16 protein-coding genes are annotated in these 18,139 nt (G+C 61.1%); 8 read left to right on the top strand and 8 right to left on the bottom strand.

From position 1 onward, the window contains the following. Positions 1-223: 223 nt before the first annotated feature. A complete protein-coding gene (locus HBO23_RS25150) occupies positions 224-901 on the bottom strand; it encodes a LuxR C-terminal-related transcriptional regulator (RefSeq protein ID WP_026013668.1) in 678 nt (225 codons plus the stop codon). Between the two features lie 233 nt (positions 902-1,134). After that, on the bottom strand, positions 1,135-2,379 hold the full coding sequence (locus HBO23_RS25145) for a methionine gamma-lyase (protein WP_170040145.1): 1,245 nt from the start codon (positions 2,377-2,379) through the stop codon (positions 1,135-1,137). Positions 2,380-2,502: 123 nt separating this feature from the next. On the opposite strand from HBO23_RS25145, the gene HBO23_RS25140 reads away from it, so the two are divergent. Beyond that, the gene (locus HBO23_RS25140) at positions 2,503-2,973 is read left to right on the top strand and encodes an Lrp/AsnC family transcriptional regulator (RefSeq protein WP_017136655.1); all 471 of its coding nucleotides are present in this window, start codon (positions 2,503-2,505) and stop codon (positions 2,971-2,973) included. 19 nt (positions 2,974-2,992) lie between these two features. On the opposite strand, the gene HBO23_RS25135 is transcribed toward HBO23_RS25140, so the two are convergent. Next, on the bottom strand, positions 2,993-3,763 hold the full coding sequence (locus tag HBO23_RS25135) for a helix-turn-helix transcriptional regulator (RefSeq protein WP_099550144.1): 771 nt from the start codon (positions 3,761-3,763) through the stop codon (positions 2,993-2,995). 98 nt (positions 3,764-3,861) lie between these two features. On the opposite strand from HBO23_RS25135, the gene HBO23_RS25130 reads away from it, so the two are divergent. Further along, positions 3,862-4,992, top strand: a complete 1,131-nt coding sequence (locus HBO23_RS25130) for an MFS transporter (RefSeq protein WP_170040143.1) — start codon at positions 3,862-3,864, stop codon at positions 4,990-4,992. Here the strand turns inward: HBO23_RS25130 and HBO23_RS25125 are convergent. Together HBO23_RS25125 and HBO23_RS25120 are read right to left on the bottom strand one after the other, a co-directional pair. After that, positions 4,982-7,129, bottom strand: a complete 2,148-nt coding sequence (locus tag HBO23_RS25125; RefSeq protein ID WP_170040142.1) for a TonB-dependent siderophore receptor — start codon at positions 7,127-7,129, stop codon at positions 4,982-4,984. The two genes, HBO23_RS25130 and HBO23_RS25125, sit on opposite strands and share 11 nt — an antisense overlap. 539 nt (positions 7,130-7,668) lie before the next feature. After that, entirely contained in the window at positions 7,669-8,565 is an 897-nt protein-coding gene (locus tag HBO23_RS25120; RefSeq protein WP_099550140.1) for a helix-turn-helix domain-containing protein, read from the bottom strand. 139 nt (positions 8,566-8,704) lie between these two features. Here HBO23_RS25120 and HBO23_RS25115 point away from each other — a divergent pair, with 139 nt between their 5' ends. Genes HBO23_RS25115 through HBO23_RS25105 form a run of 3 tightly spaced genes read left to right on the top strand, consistent with a single transcriptional unit; the run spans position 8,705 to position 12,464 of the window. Then, the gene (locus tag HBO23_RS25115) at positions 8,705-10,063 is read left to right on the top strand and encodes a glutamine synthetase family protein (RefSeq protein WP_017135352.1); all 1,359 of its coding nucleotides are present in this window, start codon (positions 8,705-8,707) and stop codon (positions 10,061-10,063) included. Positions 10,064-10,086: 23 nt separating this feature from the next. Beyond that, positions 10,087-11,175, top strand: a complete 1,089-nt coding sequence (locus HBO23_RS25110) for a polyamine ABC transporter substrate-binding protein (RefSeq protein WP_169987705.1) — start codon at positions 10,087-10,089, stop codon at positions 11,173-11,175. Then, positions 11,172-12,464 (top strand): FAD-binding oxidoreductase, encoded by a 1,293-nt coding sequence (locus HBO23_RS25105; RefSeq protein ID WP_170040140.1) that lies wholly within the window; start codon positions 11,172-11,174, stop codon positions 12,462-12,464. The genes HBO23_RS25110 and HBO23_RS25105 overlap by 4 nt, the downstream gene beginning before the upstream one ends. A gap of 116 nt (positions 12,465-12,580) precedes the next feature. Here HBO23_RS25105 and HBO23_RS25100 read toward each other — a convergent pair whose 3' ends face one another. Continuing rightward, positions 12,581-13,471, bottom strand: a complete 891-nt coding sequence (locus tag HBO23_RS25100; protein WP_170040138.1) for a LysR substrate-binding domain-containing protein — start codon at positions 13,469-13,471, stop codon at positions 12,581-12,583. 114 nt (positions 13,472-13,585) lie between these two features. On the opposite strand from HBO23_RS25100, the gene HBO23_RS25095 reads away from it, so the two are divergent. From HBO23_RS25095 to HBO23_RS25085, 3 genes are read left to right on the top strand one after another with little or no spacing between them, the layout of a single operon-like run. After that, positions 13,586-14,590 (top strand): aldo/keto reductase, encoded by a 1,005-nt coding sequence (locus HBO23_RS25095; protein ID WP_099550137.1) that lies wholly within the window; start codon positions 13,586-13,588, stop codon positions 14,588-14,590. 17 nt (positions 14,591-14,607) lie between these two features. Then, a complete protein-coding gene (locus HBO23_RS25090) occupies positions 14,608-15,405 on the top strand; it encodes an SDR family oxidoreductase (protein WP_170040136.1) in 798 nt (265 codons plus the stop codon). Positions 15,406-15,433: 28 nt separating this feature from the next. Further along, a complete protein-coding gene (locus HBO23_RS25085; protein ID WP_170040134.1) occupies positions 15,434-15,844 on the top strand; it encodes an SRPBCC family protein in 411 nt (136 codons plus the stop codon). Between the two features lie 238 nt (positions 15,845-16,082). On the opposite strand, the gene HBO23_RS25080 is transcribed toward HBO23_RS25085, so the two are convergent. Further along, positions 16,083-17,477: a HAMP domain-containing sensor histidine kinase gene (locus tag HBO23_RS25080; protein WP_099550136.1), complete on the bottom strand. Its 1,395-nt coding sequence runs from the start codon at positions 17,475-17,477 to the stop codon at positions 16,083-16,085. Continuing rightward, positions 17,455-18,138, bottom strand: a complete 684-nt coding sequence (locus HBO23_RS25075; protein ID WP_003219726.1) for a response regulator transcription factor — start codon at positions 18,136-18,138, stop codon at positions 17,455-17,457. The genes HBO23_RS25080 and HBO23_RS25075 overlap by 23 nt, the downstream gene beginning before the upstream one ends. Position 18,139 lies beyond the last annotated feature (1 nt).

Raw genomic sequence — 18,139 nt, 5'->3', positions numbered from 1 at the left:
TCTGTTCGACGTCTATTTCTGCCATCACTTTTTGCGAACAATCGACATTAGTAAGCCTGATTATGGTCAATAATGTGTCCACCATGTCCCCGCACATGTGTCAACCATGTGTCCGGTCCGTACATGTCTCTACAAAAGTGACCCGCTGTAAGAGCGGAACCATAGGCAGCCGTTACCGCAGCAACGGATATGTACACCACCAAAAGACAACCCACAGCCTGATCTAGAGAGCCGTGGCGACGCCCTCATCACCCGCATACATCCACCGCAACAACGAATGCCGCCCGCTGATCCCCAGCTTGATCGCCGCCCGCTTGAGGTAACTTTCAATAGTGTTGACCTTCAGCGCCAACTGCTCCGCCAACTCCGGTGCAGTCCGCCCGGCCAGCAAACCCACACACACATCCAGTTCTCGATTGGACAAGGTCAACCCCGATTGCACCAGACGTTCTTCAATGCGCCGACGTAAGGTTTCAAGCCCTTGATTTTCGGCGACCACAGGCGATCCGCCCTGGCGACAGGGCTGGATCGCAGTGATGTGTTTCTCGACCATGGGCAGAAGCAGCGTCGAAAAATCCTCCAGCATGCTGCGTTCCTGTGGCGAAAAACTTTCCGACTGATGCGAGCGATACACCGACAACACATAACGCACATCGTCCTTGCGGCGTGTGAGGTGCAATTGGGCAGCGGGTTGTTCTTCGCCCAGCGCCGTCACCGAGTCGGTGTAGACCGGGCTGATCCGGCGTCGGGTGTGCCCTTCGGCACTGACCTGCAGTTGGGTGATATGGGTAGCGTCCACTGCCAGTTGGGTCAGGATCAAGTCATGCAGCATGCGCGGGAAATGGCGGCTGCCGGTGCTGGCGATGACCTTGCCTATATGAGGGAACAGGTGTGAGTTCATCAGTTCGTCCATGAATGTTGAGTGCAGGTATTCATCCTTATAGCGACGGGGTTTAACAAGGTAACCAATGTGAATAACCTACAGTGATAATGCACCCGCCGAGCACCTATGCTAGTACAGCCAGGGAAATGCATGGGGATCCAATCGGCAAAAAAAACAGATTAAAAACGCATAACGGCGGTCGGACCAGTCCGACCACCGTCTGTAGGAAAGGATTACCTCAACCGTAGGCCCTATTTCACGGCGTGTTCTTCCACCACGGCCCGGCGCGGTGCCGCACGCGTGCATTTGGCCAGGGCCTGGTGGATATCGGCCAACAGGTCGGCAATGTCTTCAAGCCCGACCGACAAACGCACCAGGCCTTCGCTGATGCCGTGCTGCGCGTGTTCTTCGGGGGTGTAGGTGGAGTGGGTCATGCTCGCCGGGTGCTGGGCGAGCGACTCGGCGTCACCCAGGCTGACGGCGCGGGTGAACAGGTTGAGGGCGTTCATAAAGCGCCGGCCGGTGTCGATGCCGCCCTTGAGTTCAAACGCGATCATGCCGCCGGACTGCTTCATCTGCCGCGCTGCCAGGGCGTATTGCGGGAAAGAGCGCAGGCCCGGGTAGGTGACCCACTGCACAGCAGGGTGTGCTTGCAACGCTTCGGCCACCGCCTGGGCGTTGCTGCAATGGCGGTCCATGCGCAGGGCCAGGGTCTTGAGGCCGCGCATCAGCAAGGATGCGTCCTGCGGCGACATCACCGCGCCGGTCAAGTCCTTGAGGCCTTGCAGGCGAATACGTTGTGCCAGCGCCTGGTTGCTCACGGCGATACCGGCGGTGATATCGCCATGGCCGCTGAGGTACTTGGTGGCCGAGTGCACCACCAGATCGGCCCCCAGTTCAAGCGGACGTTGCAGGTAGGGGGTGCAGTAGGTGTTGTCGACCACCACGGTGACATTTGGCTGTTGGTGCGCCAGCTCGGCCACGGCGGCGATGTCCACCAGACGCAGGTTGGGGTTGGCCGGGGTTTCGCAATAGACCATGCGGGTGGCAGGGGACAATGCCGCGCGCAGGGCGGCCAGGTCGGTGAGGTCGACGTGTCGCACCCGGATGCCGAACTCAGCAAGGCCATGGTGCAGCAGGGCAAAGGTGCAGCCATACAGGGTCTGGCTGACGATCACTTCATCGCCCGGGCGCAGCAGGGTCCAGAACGTTGCGGCAATCGCACCCATGCCGGAGCTGAAGGCCACGGCAGCTTCGCCGTTTTCCAGGGTTGCCATGCGTGATTCCAACAGTGCCAGGGTCGGGTTGGAAATGCGTGTGTAGAAGTGGCCGCTGGCTTCCCCGGCAAAACAGGCAGCGCCATATTCGGCGGTGGGGAACGCGAAGGTGGCAGATAAATAGATCGGCGGTACGAGGGCGCCGTGATGGTCCTTGGGGTCGTAACCGTGGTGGATGGCGCGGGTAGAAAAGCCGAATGTATTGTGTTTGTTGTTCATGTCGGACGCTCCTTATTTCCTACAATGCTATGCTCATAACCAGAGTTGAACATTGCAAAAAACCCAGGAAAATCCCGGATTTCGGGGCGAATAATCGACAAAAACAACAAATAGAGGCACGTTATGCCCGTGAGTCTGGACCGCACCGACAAAGCCCTTTTAAACGCCTTGCAAGGTAATGCCCGCTTGACCGTGGCCGAACTTGCCGACCGCGTCGCCCTGACCACCTCGCCGTGCTGGCGACGGGTGCGCAACCTGGAGGAGAGCGGGGTGATCAGCGGCTATCAGGCGATTCTGTCGCCCAAGGCGCTGGGGTATGGCGTGACGGCGTTTGTCAGCATCATGATGGAAAGCCACACTCAGGAAATCGCCCGGGCATTCGAGCAACGGCTGCTGGAGATTCCCGAAGTTGTCGCCTGCCACAACGTGTCGGGGCGCTATGACTTTTTGCTCGAGGTGGTGGCCAAAGACCTGGAGTCGTTTGGCGAGTTTGCGCGTGAGGTGTTGCAGACGTTGCCCTGTGTTAAAGAAATCTACTCAAGTTTTTCCTATAAGTCGGTGCGGCCTTTACGGGTGATTCCGCTACCGGGCTGAAGCGGCCTCATGCACGCCCTCAGTCGACTTTCAAATACCCGCGTGGCGTGCTGCCGGTCATGCTTTTGAAGAAGGCGATCAACGCGCTGTCGCTGGCAAAGCCCAACTCGAACGCGCAATAGCCTAGGTTGCGTCCGATGGCAAGCAGTTCGATGGCCCGCATCAGGCGCCACTGCTGGCGCCATTGCTGATAGCCAAGGCCGGTTTCCCGCAGGAAAATCCGGCCGATGGTCTTGGTGCTGGCACCTATCTGTTTTTCCAGGGCTTGCAGGGTCGGCGGTAACCTTTCCAGATCGGCGAGCAAGGGCGCCAGGCGTTTGTCCTGGGGCAAGGGCAGGAGCATCGGTTGTGCGGTGGCCGCCTGGATTTCATCCAGGCACAACGCCAGCAAATGCGCGTAGCGGCCCGTTTGCCAATCGGTGTCGAAGGGCGCCATCGCTATGGGTTCCAGCACTGCGCGCAGCAATGGGCTGACCTCGATCACCCCCACCTGTGCAGGCAATTGATCGGCCAGTGCCGGGCTCAGATACACCGAGCGATAGTCCACGGTTTTGTGCATCACCGCGCGATGCGGCACGCCGCACGGGATCCACGCTGCTCGCGAAGGCGGCAGCAGGCACAGCTGGTTGTCCAGGGTGATACGGGTGCAGCCTTGGCGCGTGAACAGCAGTTGCCCGCGCTGGTGGCGGTGCAGGCCGGAGTCGTGATCACCGAGCAGGGCGGCAATGCCGATGACCGGCGCTGCCAGGTGGTCGGGATCGAAAGTAGCGTCGTTGGCGAGCCAGGCCATAGGTTGTCCGATTTGATGGGTAAATTGTCAAAGTCTGGATAATACTCCAGTCGACAGTCCTTACACTTCTTGCGCTGTTTCAAGCAAAGGAGTTGGGGATGAAGGTTAAATTTTTTTTGCCACTGACGGTCGCGTTGCTGATGTTCCCGCAACTGGCCCAAACGCTCTACAGCCCAGCGCTGGAAGATATCGGCCGGGCGTTTGCGGTGGGGCCGGAGCGGGCCGGGCAGACGTTATCGGTGTATTTCCTGGCGTTCGCTTTTGGCGTGGTGGTGTGGGGCCGGCTGTGTGATCGTTGGGGGCGGCGGCCGGTGATGCTGGCCGGGTTGGCTCTGTACGTGGCTGCCTCGGTGCTGGCCTTGGGCATGACCAGCTTCAACGGTTTGTTGCTGGCCCAGGCGTTGGCGGCGTTTGGCGCGGCGGTCGGTTCGGTGGTGACGCAGACCGTGCTGCGTGACCGTTTCAAGGGCGTGCAATTGGCCCAGGTATTCTCGCTGATGGGCATTGCCCTGGCCGCCAGCCCGGCCGTGGGCCTGTTCACGGGCGCCAGCCTGGTGCAGTTCTTCGGTTATCGCGGTGTGCTCAGTGGTTTGTTGCTGCTCTCGCTGACCTTATGGGCGTGGTGCGTGTGGGCGTTGCCCGAGACCCGTCCAGCCTCGATGCCGACGGCCGCGCTGGGCCAGACGTTGCGGTTGCTGCTCAGGGATGCCGGGATCTGGCGTTCGGTGGGGCTGGTGGCGGCGTTCAATATTGCGCTGTTCAGCTATTACAGCGTGGGGCCATTCATCTTTTCGCGGCTGGGTTTGTCTGCCGCCGACTTCGGCTACAGCGGCGTCTTGCTGGCGCTGGGCTCCGGGTGTGGTGCGTGGCTGAACAAGCGACTGCTCAAGCGTGGGGTAAACGGCGAGCGATTAGTGCTGATCGCCGCCGGTGTCGCAGTGCTGGGTGGCTTGCTGGTCGTGCTGCTGCAACACAGCGGGTTATTTGTCTGGCCGATGCTGCTGGTGGTACTGGCATTCGGCATGGCCATCCCCAATGTGCTGGGGGCCGCGCTGGTGGCCTACCAAGATCGTCTGGGCACTGCCGCCGCGCTGTTTGGTTTGTTGTATTACCTGGTGATCGGCGCTGGGTTGACCCTGGTCGCCTGGGCCCAGGACCTGGGTTGGAGTCTGTTGGTCTGTGGTTTGGCGGCGCTGTGGCTGGCAGCGCCGCGCAGGCTCAGAAGTTAACCGAAGCACTCAGGCGCGCGGTCAAGGGCGCGCCCTGGAACAGGTAGTCGTCGCCCAGGTATTCACCCGCATCGCGCCAGTAGCGTTTGTCGAACAGGTTATCGACGCTGAGGCGGAACACGGTCTCATAGCCGTCGATTTTGGTGGTGTAGCGGCTGCCGACATTCACTACGGCGTAGTCGCCCACTTGCACATTGCCGGTGCGGTCGGCGTACTTCTTGGCGCTGTATTGCACGCCGCCCAGCACGGCCAGCCCATTCATCCACGGCAGGGCGTAATCGGCATACAGGCTGGCGCGCAGTTTGGGGACGTTGAGCGCCTGGTGGCCTTCGTAGTCTGGCGTGCCGCTGTTGTTCACGCGGGCACGAATCGCCGCGACGCTGGTGGCGATCTGCAGGCGGTCGGTGGCCCAGCCGTTGGCGGAGAGTTCCAGGCCGGTGTTTTTTTGTTCGCCTTGTTGGACGTAGATAAACTCGAGGCCTTCGGGTTTTGCGTATTGATAGGCCTGGCGGGTCTGGAATACGGCGGCGGCGAAGCTGATGCGGTGCCAGTCGTATTTCACGCCGGCTTCGATTTGCCGGGACACGGTTGGGGCCAGGGTTTCATCGGGAATTCGGGCAAACCACGGTGCCGTGCCGCCCAATGACAAGCCCTTGCTGTAGCTGGTGTACAGCGAGATATTTTCCACGGGTTTATAGATCAACGAAGCTTGAGGCAGGAATACGTATTGCTGGGTGTGGCGCGCCTGGTTGCCTTGGTCATCGTAGGCTTTTTCATCCAGACGCACTTCGCGCCCACCAATGATGGTTTGCCATTGCTCGTTGAAGCGGATGCGGTCGGTGACGAACAGGCCGTACTGACGGCTGTCGAGGTTGCGATGGCTTGGGTTCAGCGGCTTATCAGTAGGCTCGAAGGTCGGTGCGTCTTGGTTGATATTACCGCTGCCGATGTATTCGTTGACGGACTTGCGCTTGTCGATCACCCGGCGAAACGCGCTGGTGCCGAAAGTCAGTTCATGGCCCAGGCTGCCGGTGTCGAACAGGCCTGTTATTGCCGCCTGTACTTCATCATCACGGCGGGTGTCGTCGGGGCTGCGGTAGTCGTAGACGTCGTAGTCGCCTTCCGGGCTGAAGGTGTTGGCGTTGCAGCTACCGACGTAGTAACAGCCCCAGGCAAACGAGCTGTAATCATCAATCACCACTTTGCTGTGGGCGGCACTGAGGCTGCCTTTCCACTGATCACTGAAGCGGTATTCAAACTTGCCATTGAGGTTCAGCGAATCGATGCCGACCTGATGGGAACCACTCTGGTGCCCCAGCAATTTCTTCGGTGACGCGTCATGGGGCACTTCGGTGCCGCCCAGCAGTTGATAACCCGGCACGGAGCGCTGTTGCTTGTTCTGGTATTCCGCGTCCAGTTGCAGCACCGCGTCGGGGCTGATGTTCCAGTCGAAGGCCAGGGACACAAAATCGCGCTGGCCATCGGCGTGCTCGACATACGAATTGAGGTCTTCGTGGGCGACGTTGGCGCGCAGGCCGAATTGCTGCTCGCTGCCAAACCAGCCACCCACGTCGGTGGCTATGTAACCGCTGCCTCGGTCATCGGTGGACACGGTAACCGAGCGCACATCTTCCGGGCGTTTTGTCACGTAGTTGATCACGCCGCTGGGTTCGGAAATACCGCTTTGCAAACCCGCCAGGCCCTTGAGCACTTCGACCTGCTGCTTGTTTTCCAGGGCGACGTTTTGCTCGCCAGTGATGGTGCGGCCGTTGATTTTGTAGCTGCTCGCGGCGTTCAGTGAGAAGCCGCGGATCACGAAGTTTTCGTAGTAGCCGATGGGGGCGTAGCTGTCGCCTACCGAGGCGTCGTTGCGCAGCACTTCGCTGAGCAGGCGCGCCTGCTGGTCTTTGATCAGTTCGGCGTTGATCACGGTGATTGATGCCGGAGTGTCCAGCAACGGCGCTTCGTTGAAGCCGCCGACCGAGGCGCTGTTGGTGCGATAGCCGGAGTCTTCCTGGCCCTGGACGTTTACCGCCGGTAGTTCGATTTCAGCGGCCATGCTGTTGCCCAGGCTGCTGCTGAGTAGCAGGCCAAGGGCGAAACGTGAGGTAACGACGGGACGAAAACGCACAACCATGGGGGTAGGGCCTTAAAGCGCAGGGCGGGGGGCGCATAAGCTAGGGGGATGTGCTGGGATTTACAAGTTATTGAGAATGGTTGTGTTGTGTACATATCCGTTGCTGCGGTAACGGCTGAGTAGGGTTCCGCTCTTACAGCGGGTCACTTTTGGCAAACGCCCGGAATGCCGGCCCAGCCAAAAGTAACCAAAAGGTCTTCGCCCCACCACTCGGTGCCTCGCTTAGGCTCGGTGTGCCAGAACGAAGGCTTGAATCCGTGGTTAACGGGGCGCCTCAGATCAAGATCAAAATCTACAGCACGGCGGCCTAGTAGCCGACCTGAGTGGTTGAATCAAAAGCGAAAGGCGGATTTGCATACACTGAAGAGCTGCTTTTCTGTGGGAGCTGGCTTGCCTGCGATGCAGACACCTCGGTACATCAGGTACAACCGGTTGATGCCATCGCAGGCAAGCCAGCTCCCACCTTTGACCGAGTATGGCTCTGCTGTTGCTGCGGCTCTTACATCCTTTGGCCCCCAGGTCAGTACCAAAAACACCCGTCAACCCAAACGCCTGAGCGTCTCACTGGGCAACTCCCGAAACAACGCCCGATAACTCTGCGAAAACCGCCCCAAGTGCCAGAACGACCAGTTCATCGCCACCTCAGCCACCGTAGCCCGAGTCGAGCTCAACAACTCACGCCGCGCCCCGTTCAACCGGCGCAAGCGCAACCACTGCGCCGGGCTCATTCCGGTGTAGGTCTTAAAGCCTTGCTGCAATTGGCGTAACGGCACACCGGCGATCTGCGCCAGTTCCAGCAGGTTGGCGGTTTCATCCGGCGCATCCGCCGCCCATTCACCGATACGCGCCATCAACAGGCGCTCGTCACTGCGCCGCTGCAACGAGCTGCGGTCCAGGCACACACAAGCGTTGTCGAGAATAAACAGGCAGTCATCAAGCAATTGCTGGGTGAGGGCATCACGGCTGATAGGGTCAGTCAGCGCGGACAGCCGTGTCAGCGTGCCACTGAGCCATCGGGTGAACAGCGCGTTCTGCTGGCACGTCAGCGGTGCCATGAACAACCCCTCAAGTTTCGCCACATCCAAACCATGGCGCTGCACGAACTGCGGGCCGAATACCACCGCGACTTCGCGGTAGTTTTCCGGGGTGATCCAGGTGTTGCGGCTCTCGCCATTGAGCATGTACAGCGCGTTGTCGCTGCCATCGAAACAGAACGCCAGGGAGCCCGGTGGCGCATTGAAATGCTGCTCCACGCGAGTGTTCATGCACTCTTCGTAAACCTCGACGCCGTGCAGGTCGAGGTAGCGGATCTGCCCGGCAAAATGCCCTGGGGACATCTGCTGGTACTGCTGCACCCAACCGGGTGTCGCACTGCATTGAGCGGCCACATCACCGGTGGTGAAGGCCTGTACGCGCAAAGCTGTTGCCTGTGTCATGGGTAACCTGGGCGCACTCTATTGGTGCGTTATGGTTCGTGCAAAGTGGATAGATGCCGTTTGAAGGCTGGCCCAAGATAGACCTCAATGCGCCGGGAGTACAAGTCGGCGCGTGCAACCAACCCATGACGAGGTCCTTATGAACGCCCCCTTCGATCAGCTGTCCGCCTGGCTGAAAGAACACAAGATTACCGAAGTCGAGTGCGTGATCAGTGATTTGACTGGCATCGCACGCGGCAAAATTGCGCCCACCAACAAGTTCCTGCATGAGCGAGGCATGCGCCTGCCGGAGAGTGTGCTGCTGCAAACGGTGACCGGGGACTTTGTCGACGACGATATCTACTACGACCTGCTCGACCCTGCCGACATCGACATGATCTGCCGGCCGGTGTCCAACGCCACTTACGTGGTGCCGTGGGCGATCGAACCCACCGCCATCGTGATCCATGACACCTTCGACAAGCAGGGCAACCCCATCGAGTTGTCTCCGCGTAACGTGTTGAAAAAAGTCCTGCAACTGTACACCGACAAAGGTTGGCAGCCGATTGTCGCGCCGGAAATGGAGTTCTACCTGACCCAGCGCTGCGAAGACCCGGACCTGCCGCTGAAAACCCCGGTGGGCCGTTCGGGCCGGGCCGAAACCGGGCGCCAGTCGTTTTCCATCGACGCCGCCAACGAATTCGACCCGCTGTTCGAAGACGTCTATGACTGGTGTGAACTGCAGGGTCTGGACCTTGACACGCTGATCCACGAAGACGGCCCGGCACAGATGGAAATCAACTTCCGCCATGGCGACGCCCTCGACCTGGCCGACCAGATCACCGTGTTCAAACGCACCCTGCGTGAAGCCGCGCTCAAGCACAATGTGGCCGCGACCTTTATGGCCAAGCCAGTGGCCGACGAACCGGGCAGCGCCATGCACCTGCACCAGAGCGTGGTGGAGATCGCCACCGGCAAGCCGGTGTTCGTCGACGCCGACGGCAAGATGAGCCAGCTGTTCTTGCATCACATCGGCGGCTTGCAAAAGTACATTCCCAAACTGCTGCCGATGTTCGCGCCGAACGTGAACTCGTTCCGCCGCTTTTTGCCGGACACCTCGGCGCCGGTCAACGTGGAGTGGGGCGAAGAAAACCGCACCGTCGGCCTGCGTGTACCGACCTCCAGCCCCGACGCGATGCGCGTGGAAAACCGCCTGCCGGGCGCGGATGCCAACCCCTACCTGGCGATTGCCGCGAGCTTGCTGTGCGGCTACCTGGGCATGATCGAGCAAATTGAGCCGAGCGCGCCGGTGGAAGGCCGCGCCTATGAGCGCCGCAACCTGCGCTTGCCGTTCACCCTCGAAGATGCCTTGGCGCGCATGGAGGACTGCGACACGGTCAAGCAGTACCTGGGCGATAAGTTCGTGCGTGGCTATGTGGCGGTCAAGCGCGCCGAGCACGAGAATTTCAAGCGAGTGATCAGTTCCTGGGAGCGTGAGTTCCTGCTGTTGAGCGTCTAAAAAACCAATAAAGGGGTGTCGATATGCGTCTTGTGAAAAAGCTTCTCCCGCTGGCTCTTGTCGCGGCGTTCAGCAGCAGCGGCCAGGCCGCCCAGACGGTCAGTGTCTATAACTGGACCGACTATATCGGCGAGACCACCTTGGCCGATTTCCAGGCCAAGACCGGGATCAAGGTGATCTATGACGTGTTCGACTCCAACGAAACCCTGGAAGGCAAGTTGCTCGCCGGGCGCACCGGCTATGACGTGGTGGTGCCGTCCAACCACTTCCTGGCACGCCAGGTAAAAGCCGGCGCGTTCTTGAAACTCGACCGCTCGCAGTTGCCCAACTTCAAGAACCTCGATCCCAAACTGCTCAAGCTGCTGGAGAAAAACGACCCCGGCAACGCGCACTCGGTGCCGTACCTGTGGGGCACCAACGGCATCGGCTACAACGTCGACAAGGTCAAGCAAGTGCTGGGCATCGACCACATCGACTCATGGGCGGTGCTGTTTGAGCCCGAGAACATCAAGAAGCTGCACGAGTGCGGCGTGGCTTTTCTCGATTCAGCCGATGAGCTGTTCCCGGCGATTCTCAATTACATGGGCAAAGACCCGCGCAGCGAAAACCCCGAGGACTACAAACAGGCCGAAGCCAAGCTGCTGACGTTGCGCCCGTACATCACCTACTTCCATTCGTCCAAGTACATCTCGGACCTGGCCAACGGCGATATCTGCGTGGCCTTCGGCTATTCAGGCGACGTATTTCAAGCCGCCAACCGCGCCAAGGAAGCCAGGAACGGCGTGAACATCGCCTACTCGATTCCCAAGGAAGGCTCCAACCTGTGGTTCGACTTGCTGGCGATTCCTGCCGACGCCGGGAACCCGAAAGAGGCCCACGCCTTCATCAATTATTTGCTCGACCCAGAGGTGATCGCCAAGGTCAGTGCCGCGGTCGGTTATGCCAACGCCAACCCGGCGGCCAAGCCCTTTATGGCGCCGGAGCTGGTCAACAACCCTGAGGTGTACCCGTCCCAGGAAGTGCTCGACAAACTCTATATTTCCACCACGCCGACCCCGGCGACCATGCGCCTGATGACCCGCGCCTGGAGCAAAGTGAAGACCAACAAATGATCCCGTCCAATGACCACGCCCGGTCCTACTACCGGGCTTCGGCCAATACCATGCCGGAGCGCCCGTCACTGGGCGCCGACCTGAGCGCCGATGTGTGCGTGATAGGCGGCGGGTTCACTGGCGTCAACACCGCCATCGAACTGGCCCAGCGCGGGCTCTCGGTGATCCTGCTGGAGGCCCGGCGCATCGGCTGGGGCGCCAGTGGGCGTAATGGCGGGCAACTGATTCGTGGTATCGGCCATGATGTGTCGGGGTTCGCCAAGTATGTGGGTGAGGAGGGCGTGCGTTACCTGCAGCACGCCGGGATCGACTCGGTGGCGCTGGTGGGCGAGCGTATCGCCCAGCACAACATTGACTGCGATTTGCGTTGGGGCTTTTGCGAACTGGCCAACACCCCGGCGCAGTTTGCCGCGTTCAAGGGCGAGCAGGCCGGCCTGGCAGCGCTGGGTTATGCCCCTGAAACCCGCCTGGTCGGCCCGCAAGACATGGCGCAGGTGGTGGGCTCCAGCGTCTACGCTGGCGGCCTGGTGGACATGGGCTCCGGGCACTTGCACCCGTTGAACCTGGTGCTGGGCGAGGCGCAGGTGGCCGAGTCGCTCGGGGTGAAGATTTTCGAACGGACCCAGGTGCTGGAGCTTGTACACGGCGATACGGTGCAGGTGCGTTGCGCCGGCGGCACGGTGCGCGCGGCTAATCTGGTACTGGCTTGTAACGCGCACTTGGAGGAACTGGAACCGCGCTTGAGCGGTAAGGTACTGCCGGCGGGCAGCTACATCATCGCCACCGAGCCTCTGTCGGTCGAATTGGCCCAGCAGTTGATTCCGCAAAACCTCGCCCTGTGCGATCAGAAAGTCGGGCTCGATTACTACCGGCTCTCGGCTGACCGGCGCCTGCTGTTCGGCGGCGCCTGCCATTACTCGGGGCGTGACCCTGCGGATATTGCCGCGTATATGCAGCCCAAGTTGCTCAAGGTGTTCCCGCAGTTGGCAGGCACCGCCATCGAGTTCCAGTGGGGCGGCAAGATCGGCATCACCGCCAACCGCTTTCCCCAGGTCGGGCGCCTCAAGCAGTACCCGAATGTGTTCTACGCCCAGGGCTATTCCGGGCATGGCCTGAACGTGACCCACTGGTGCGCGCGCCTGCTTGCCGAAGGCATTCACGCCGGTGCAAGCCACGGCCTGGATATCTTCAGCCAAGTGCCGCACATGACCTTCCCCGGCGGCAAGGCCCTGCGCTCGCCGCTGCTGGCGTTGGGGATGCTGTGGTATCGGTTGCGAGAAATGCTCTGACTGGCAGCCGCGTTTAACCGGATGAGCCTGAGGGGGAAAGATTGAGGTAAGGGCGTGAGTGGCTGACATTGGACCGAGTATGTCCGGGGCGATGAGGTTACCCGTTGCCCTGGCCTTCACAGGCTTTCAGTCAGCACCTTCCTGAACGTTTCCACCAAAGGCCGCAAATTAACCCGGTGCCATGCCGCCCACAGCGGCGTGGTGTAGGTCAGCCATGGCAATTCACGCAACACCACCCCAGGCGGCGCATTCCGGCTCAGCCCCTTTTGCACCATCGCCACACCCAAACCCGAGGCCACCAACCCCAGGGCGGTAAACGGCTCACTGGCTTCCATAGGGATTTGCGGCGTAAAACCAGCACGAATGCACGCCGCCACAAAGTCATCCGCCGGGTTGGCGCCAGGCTTGCGTTGCACGCCGATCCACTCCTGATCAGCCAGATGCTCGGGTAACAACTCGCTGTGGCGCGCCAATGCATGATGTTCCGGCAGCGCCAGCAGCATCGGGTCGTCCAGCACCTGCAGCGCCGTCAGGTCCGGGTCATCGGTGGCCGGTGGCTCGCCGACCAGGGCAATGTCGAGGCTGCGTTGACGCAAGCCTTCGAGCTGTTCCAGCGACGGCAAGTTGTACAGCTTGATATGCACGGTAGGCCGGTCATCGCTCAATACGCGCAACGCATTGGGCAGCACGCCGGCGTGCATCGCGTTTTCGATGTAGCCGATGCACAAGCCGCCTTCTTCGCCGCGTCCCAGGCGTTTGCCCAAGGATTCCAAGCGATTGGCGTGGGTCAACAGCGCCTTGGTTTCCGCCAGGAACGTCTGGCCATCGCGGGTCAGGCGGATGCGCTGCTGGCTGCGTTCGAACAAGGTCAGGCCCAGGCGCTCTTCAAGCTGGGCGATCTGGCGGCTCAGCGGTGACTGCGAGATATGCAGGCGCTCGGCGGCACGGCCGACGTGTTCTTCTTCCGCGACCACTTCGAAGTAGCGCAGTTGGCGAAGATCAATCATGTGTAAGACCTTTCAGGACTCAAGTTGGTCGCAGTATGTCTTGGACGGTCCGATCTATGCAATCTAGGATCTGCTCAACGGTCACAGCGACCCACAACCGATTGAGGACCCACCATGAGCTTGAAAGACAAATTGCCCGGCCCGCTGGGCTTCGGCACCGCACCGCTGGGCAATATGTTCCGCGCAATTGCCGAAGACGAAGCCCAGGCCACCGTCGAGGCTGCCTGGAATCACGGCGTGCGTTACTTCGACACCGCTCCCTTCTACGGCTCGGGCCTGTCGGAAATCCGCCTGGGCCATGCGCTGTCTCAGTACAACCGCGATGACTTCGTGCTCAGCACCAAAGTTGGCCGGGTGATTCTCGATGAAGTCGAAGAAAGCGCCCGCGACCTCGGCGAAAAAAGCGGCGTGTTCGAACACGGCCGCCCCAACAAGATGCTCAATGACTACAGTGCCGACGCCACCTTGCGTTCCATCGAAGACAGCCTCGAGCGCCTGCAAACCGACCGCCTGGACATCGTGTGGATTCACGACATCGCCCAGGACTTTTACGGCGACCAATGGCTGGACTACTTCAACCAGGCCCGCACCGGCGCCTTCAAGGTGCTGACCCGCCTGCGCGAAGAAGGCGTGATCAAGGCCTGGGGCCTGGGCGTCAACCGCGTTGAACCCTGCGAGTTGACCCTTGACCTCAGCGAAGCCCGGCCCGATGGCTTCCTGCTGGCCGGCCGCTACACTTTGCTGGACCACGAACGTGCCTTGCAGCGTTTGATGGACGCAGCCTTGGCGCAGAATGTCGAGATCGTCGTCGGCGGGCCTTACAGCTCCGGCATTCTGGCCGGTGGCGCGCACTTCGAATACCAGCAGGCGAGCCCCGCGATCATCGATAAAGTCGAGCAGATCAAGGCGATTGCCCAGGCGTTTGGGGTAAGTATAAAAGCCGCAGCCCTGCAATTTTCCCTGGCGCATCCGGCCGTGGCGGCGGTGATTCCAGGTGCCAGTCGTCCGGGGCGGATTGCCGAAGACGTTGCGGCGTTGTCAGAGAAGATCCCGGCAGCCTTCTGGCAGGCGCTGCGCGAGGCCCGGTTGATTTCGGCCCGTGCGCCTCTGCCGCTCTAACTTCAGGAGTACCACCGATGAACATTGATGTAAGCGGCAAAGTAGCTATCGTCAGCGGCAGCACCGCCGGTATTGGCCTGGGCATCAGCCAGGCGCTGGCCGCCTGCGGTGCCACCGTGGTGGTGATCGGGCGCGAATCGGGCAAGGTCGACGATGCGCTGGCAAGCATTCGCCAGGCGGTGCCGGGCGCTGATCTGCGCGGGCTGGTGGCGGATCTTGGCACCGCCGAAGGCGCCGCGAAACTGTTCGCCGCCGAACCGCGTGCCGACATCCTGGTCAACAACCTCGGCATCTTCAACGATGTGGATTTCTTTGATGCGCCCGACAGCGAGTGGACCCGCTTCTATGAGGTCAATGTGATTTCCGGCGTGCGCCTGGCACGGCATTACACGCCCGGCATGGTCGAGCAGGGCTGGGGGCGGGTGATCTTCCTGTCGTCGGAGTCCGGCGTGGCCACACCGGCCGACATGATCAACTACGGCGTGACCAAAAGCGCCAACCTCGCGGTTTCCCATGGCCTGGCCAAGCGCCTGGCGGGCACCGGCGTGACGGTTAACGCAGTGCTGCCGGGGCCGACCTTTACCGACGGCCTGGAGCAGATGCTCAAGGACGCCACACAGAAGTCCGGGCGCAGTGCGCGGGACGAGGCCGACGTATTTGTACGTAACGCACGGCCGACCTCGATCATCCAGCGCGCGGCGAATGTGGATGAAGTGGCGAACCTGGTGGCGTACATTGCTTCACCGCTGTCCTCTGCAACCACAGGCGCTGCGCTGCGGGTCGACGGTGGTGTTGTCGACAGCATGGCGATCTGAAGTCTTTATTTTTCCTGGAGTATTTAGTGTGGCGACAGCTTCTTCTGTAATTGAAATCCCGGTTTCGGCCGATCAGGTCTGGCAATTGGTCGGTGGCTTCAACGCGCTGCCGGATTGGCTGCCGTTTATCGTCAAGAGCGAGCCGAGCGAGGGCGGGCGCGTGCGCCACCTGCAAACCGCAGATGGCGGTGTGGTAGTCGAGCGTTTGCAGCGTTTTGATAACGTGGCGCGCAGCTACAGCTACACCATCGAGCAATCGCCGTTTCCGGTGAGTGCTTACCTTGCGACCTTGCAGGTTGAGGCGCTCACCGACAGCTCGGCGAAAGTGACCTGGTCCGGCGTGTTCACCCCGGCAGCCGGGACCACGGACGCGGCGGTGGAAGAGTTGTTCACCGGTGTTTACAGCGGCGGCCTCGAAGCGCTGCGCGCCAACTTCTAACTAACCGGCAAAGCCGTTCCAATGTGGGAGCTGGCTTGCCTGCGATAGCGGAGTGTCAGGCACTGCAAATTTGCCGGGTACATCGTCATCGCAGGCAAGCCAGCTCCCACACGGTTTTGTAGCGCCTGGAGATGATCGTTCCCACGCTCTGCGTGGGAATGCCTCTTGTGACGCTCCGCGTCACGCTGTGGGACGCGGAGCGTCCTGGGCTGCATTCCCACGCGGAGCGTGGGAACGATCAGGCTTCGGGCATCAACTGCTGCCGACACTCCAGCACCAACCGCGCACCGCCACGCTGGCTGCTGCCAACCTCCAGCTTGAACCCGTGCAAGTTGATGATCGCCGCCACAATCGACAAGCCCAAACCGAAGCCGCCTTGCTGGTCGCTTTCATCCACGCGATAAAAACGCTGGAACACCGCATCACGTTCCGCCGCCGGAATACCCGGCCCGGAGTCGTGCACTTCGATGCGCGTGCTGCCGCCGTCATTCACACCACGCAAGATCACCTCGCCACCGGCGGGCGAGAACTTGATCGAGTTGCTCAGCAGGTTGGCCAAGGCTTCGAACAGCAGCGCACGGTCGCCGGTGATCCACGGCAGCGCTTCGGGCACTTCGAGGCGCAACTGCAATTCGCCTTCCTCGGCCAACGGCAGATAAAAGTCATGCAGCTCGCGCAGCAGTGGCAACGGGTCCATTACCAGGAAACCCGAGCGGCGCTGGTGGTCTTCCAGCTCCGAGATGCGCAATAGCCCGCGAAAGCGCGCCATCAGCGTGTCGGTCTCGGCGATGGCGTCGTCGAGCTTCACCGCGTACACCGAGTTTTCCTCGGCTTCCTGCTTGATGCGGTAAAGCTGCGCGCGCAAGCGTGTCAGCGGGGTGCGCAGGTCGTGGGCAATGTTGTCGCACACGCCCTTGACCTCGTTCATCAGCTTCTCGATGCGGTCGAGCATGGCGTTGACGATGGCCGCGAGCATGTCCAGCTCATCACGGCGATTCGACAGCGGCAAACGGTGGGTCAGGTCGCCGGCGACGATAGCCTCGGCGCTGGCCTGGATCCCGCGAATACGCCGCAGCGGGCGGCGGCGCAACAAATGCCAGCCGGCCGCGCCGGGAATAATCGTCAACGACAGCGCCCACAGCAGTGCATGCCAGATTATCCGGGTGACGCCGAACAGCGAACCGTTGGCCCGCACCAGCACCAGCCAGCGGCCGTCTTCGGTGTGGGTGGCGACGGCGTCGCAGCTGTCTTTGGGCAGTTTGGGGTCGTCGGACTCGACGCAATTGGCCAGCGCGTGGATCTTGCCGTCCAGCGGCAAGTCCGGTGGCACGGCGCGAATTGGCCCGCTCAGGGGGCGAAATTGCTCATCGAACAGGCCATAGGCGTCCACGCCCTTCATGTCGAAGGTCATGCTGGTGGTCAGGGCTTCCACCAGTTCTTCGCCGTCGAAACGCTGAAACAAGTGCTGGCGCTGCATCAGCGAGTGGCGGGACAGGTCGCCCAGGTAACCCGAGACTTCGAAATACAGCACCCCCATGAGGATGCAACTCCAGGCCACGAACAGCGAACTGTAGAGCGCCAGCAAGCGGCTGCTGGAGGAGCGCCAGCCCTTAGAGGGGTTCAGCAATGACATAACCGGAACCTCGTACCGTGCGGATCAGCGGTGTGAGGCCCGGTGGATCGATTTTCTTGCGCAGGCGACCGATGTGCACATCGATCAGGTTGGTGCCCGGGTCGAAGTGATAACCCCAGACTTCCTCGAAGATCATCATCCGCGACAGGATCTGCCCGGTGTTGCGCATCAGAAACTCAAGCAGTTTGTATTCGGTGGGCAGCAGGCTCAGCGGCTGCTCGGCACGGCTGGCTTCGCGGCTGATCAGGTTCAGTTCCAGGTCGGCCACGCGCAGGGCGGTTTCGAACTCCTTGACCGTGCTTTTGCGCCGCAGCAGGACTTCGACACGGGCAGCCATTTCGTCGGAGGCGAACGGCTTGGTCAAGTAGTCATCACCACCGGCCCGCAGGCCGCGCACGCGTTCGTCGACATCGGAGAGGGCGCTGATCATCAAGATCGGCGTCGACACCCCGATGGTGCGCAGGGTCGTGACGATGGCCAGGCCATCCAGCTCCGGCAGCATCCGGTCGAGGGTGATCAGATCGTAATCACCACTCACAGCGCGGACCAGGCCTTCGCGGCCGTTGTCCACCCAATCCACGTCCAGTCCATGGCTACTCAGCTCGGCGACGATCTCGCGGGCCGTTACGGCGTCATCCTCGATGGTCAAAATACGGGTCATA

The organism is Pseudomonas sp. WS 5532 (assembly GCF_012985445.1).
GTDB classification, from domain to species: domain Bacteria; phylum Pseudomonadota; class Gammaproteobacteria; order Pseudomonadales; family Pseudomonadaceae; genus Aquipseudomonas; species Aquipseudomonas edaphica.
Note: the sequence above shows the minus strand (reverse complement) of the source record. Positions and strands in the feature narration are given on the sequence as shown.

Coding starts and splice junctions, on each gene's coding strand:
- HBO23_RS25150 (WP_026013668.1), bottom strand. CDS start 901: ATGAACTCACACCTGTTCCCTCATATAGGCAAGGTCATCGCCAGCACC.
- HBO23_RS25145 (WP_170040145.1), bottom strand. CDS start 2,379: ATGAACAACAAACACAATACATTCGGCTTTTCTACCCGCGCCATCCAC.
- HBO23_RS25140 (WP_017136655.1), top strand. CDS start 2,503: ATGCCCGTGAGTCTGGACCGCACCGACAAAGCCCTTTTAAACGCCTTG.
- HBO23_RS25135 (WP_099550144.1), bottom strand. CDS start 3,763: ATGGCCTGGCTCGCCAACGACGCTACTTTCGATCCCGACCACCTGGCA.
- HBO23_RS25130 (WP_170040143.1), top strand. CDS start 3,862: ATGAAGGTTAAATTTTTTTTGCCACTGACGGTCGCGTTGCTGATGTTC.
- HBO23_RS25125 (WP_170040142.1), bottom strand. CDS start 7,129: ATGGTTGTGCGTTTTCGTCCCGTCGTTACCTCACGTTTCGCCCTTGGC.
- HBO23_RS25120 (WP_099550140.1), bottom strand. CDS start 8,565: ATGACACAGGCAACAGCTTTGCGCGTACAGGCCTTCACCACCGGTGAT.
- HBO23_RS25115 (WP_017135352.1), top strand. CDS start 8,705: ATGAACGCCCCCTTCGATCAGCTGTCCGCCTGGCTGAAAGAACACAAG.
- HBO23_RS25110 (WP_169987705.1), top strand. CDS start 10,087: ATGCGTCTTGTGAAAAAGCTTCTCCCGCTGGCTCTTGTCGCGGCGTTC.
- HBO23_RS25105 (WP_170040140.1), top strand. CDS start 11,172: ATGATCCCGTCCAATGACCACGCCCGGTCCTACTACCGGGCTTCGGCC.
- HBO23_RS25100 (WP_170040138.1), bottom strand. CDS start 13,471: ATGATTGATCTTCGCCAACTGCGCTACTTCGAAGTGGTCGCGGAAGAA.
- HBO23_RS25095 (WP_099550137.1), top strand. CDS start 13,586: ATGAGCTTGAAAGACAAATTGCCCGGCCCGCTGGGCTTCGGCACCGCA.
- HBO23_RS25090 (WP_170040136.1), top strand. CDS start 14,608: ATGAACATTGATGTAAGCGGCAAAGTAGCTATCGTCAGCGGCAGCACC.
- HBO23_RS25080 (WP_099550136.1), bottom strand. CDS start 17,477: ATGTCATTGCTGAACCCCTCTAAGGGCTGGCGCTCCTCCAGCAGCCGC.
- HBO23_RS25075 (WP_003219726.1), bottom strand. CDS start 18,138: ATGACCCGTATTTTGACCATCGAGGATGACGCCGTAACGGCCCGCGAG.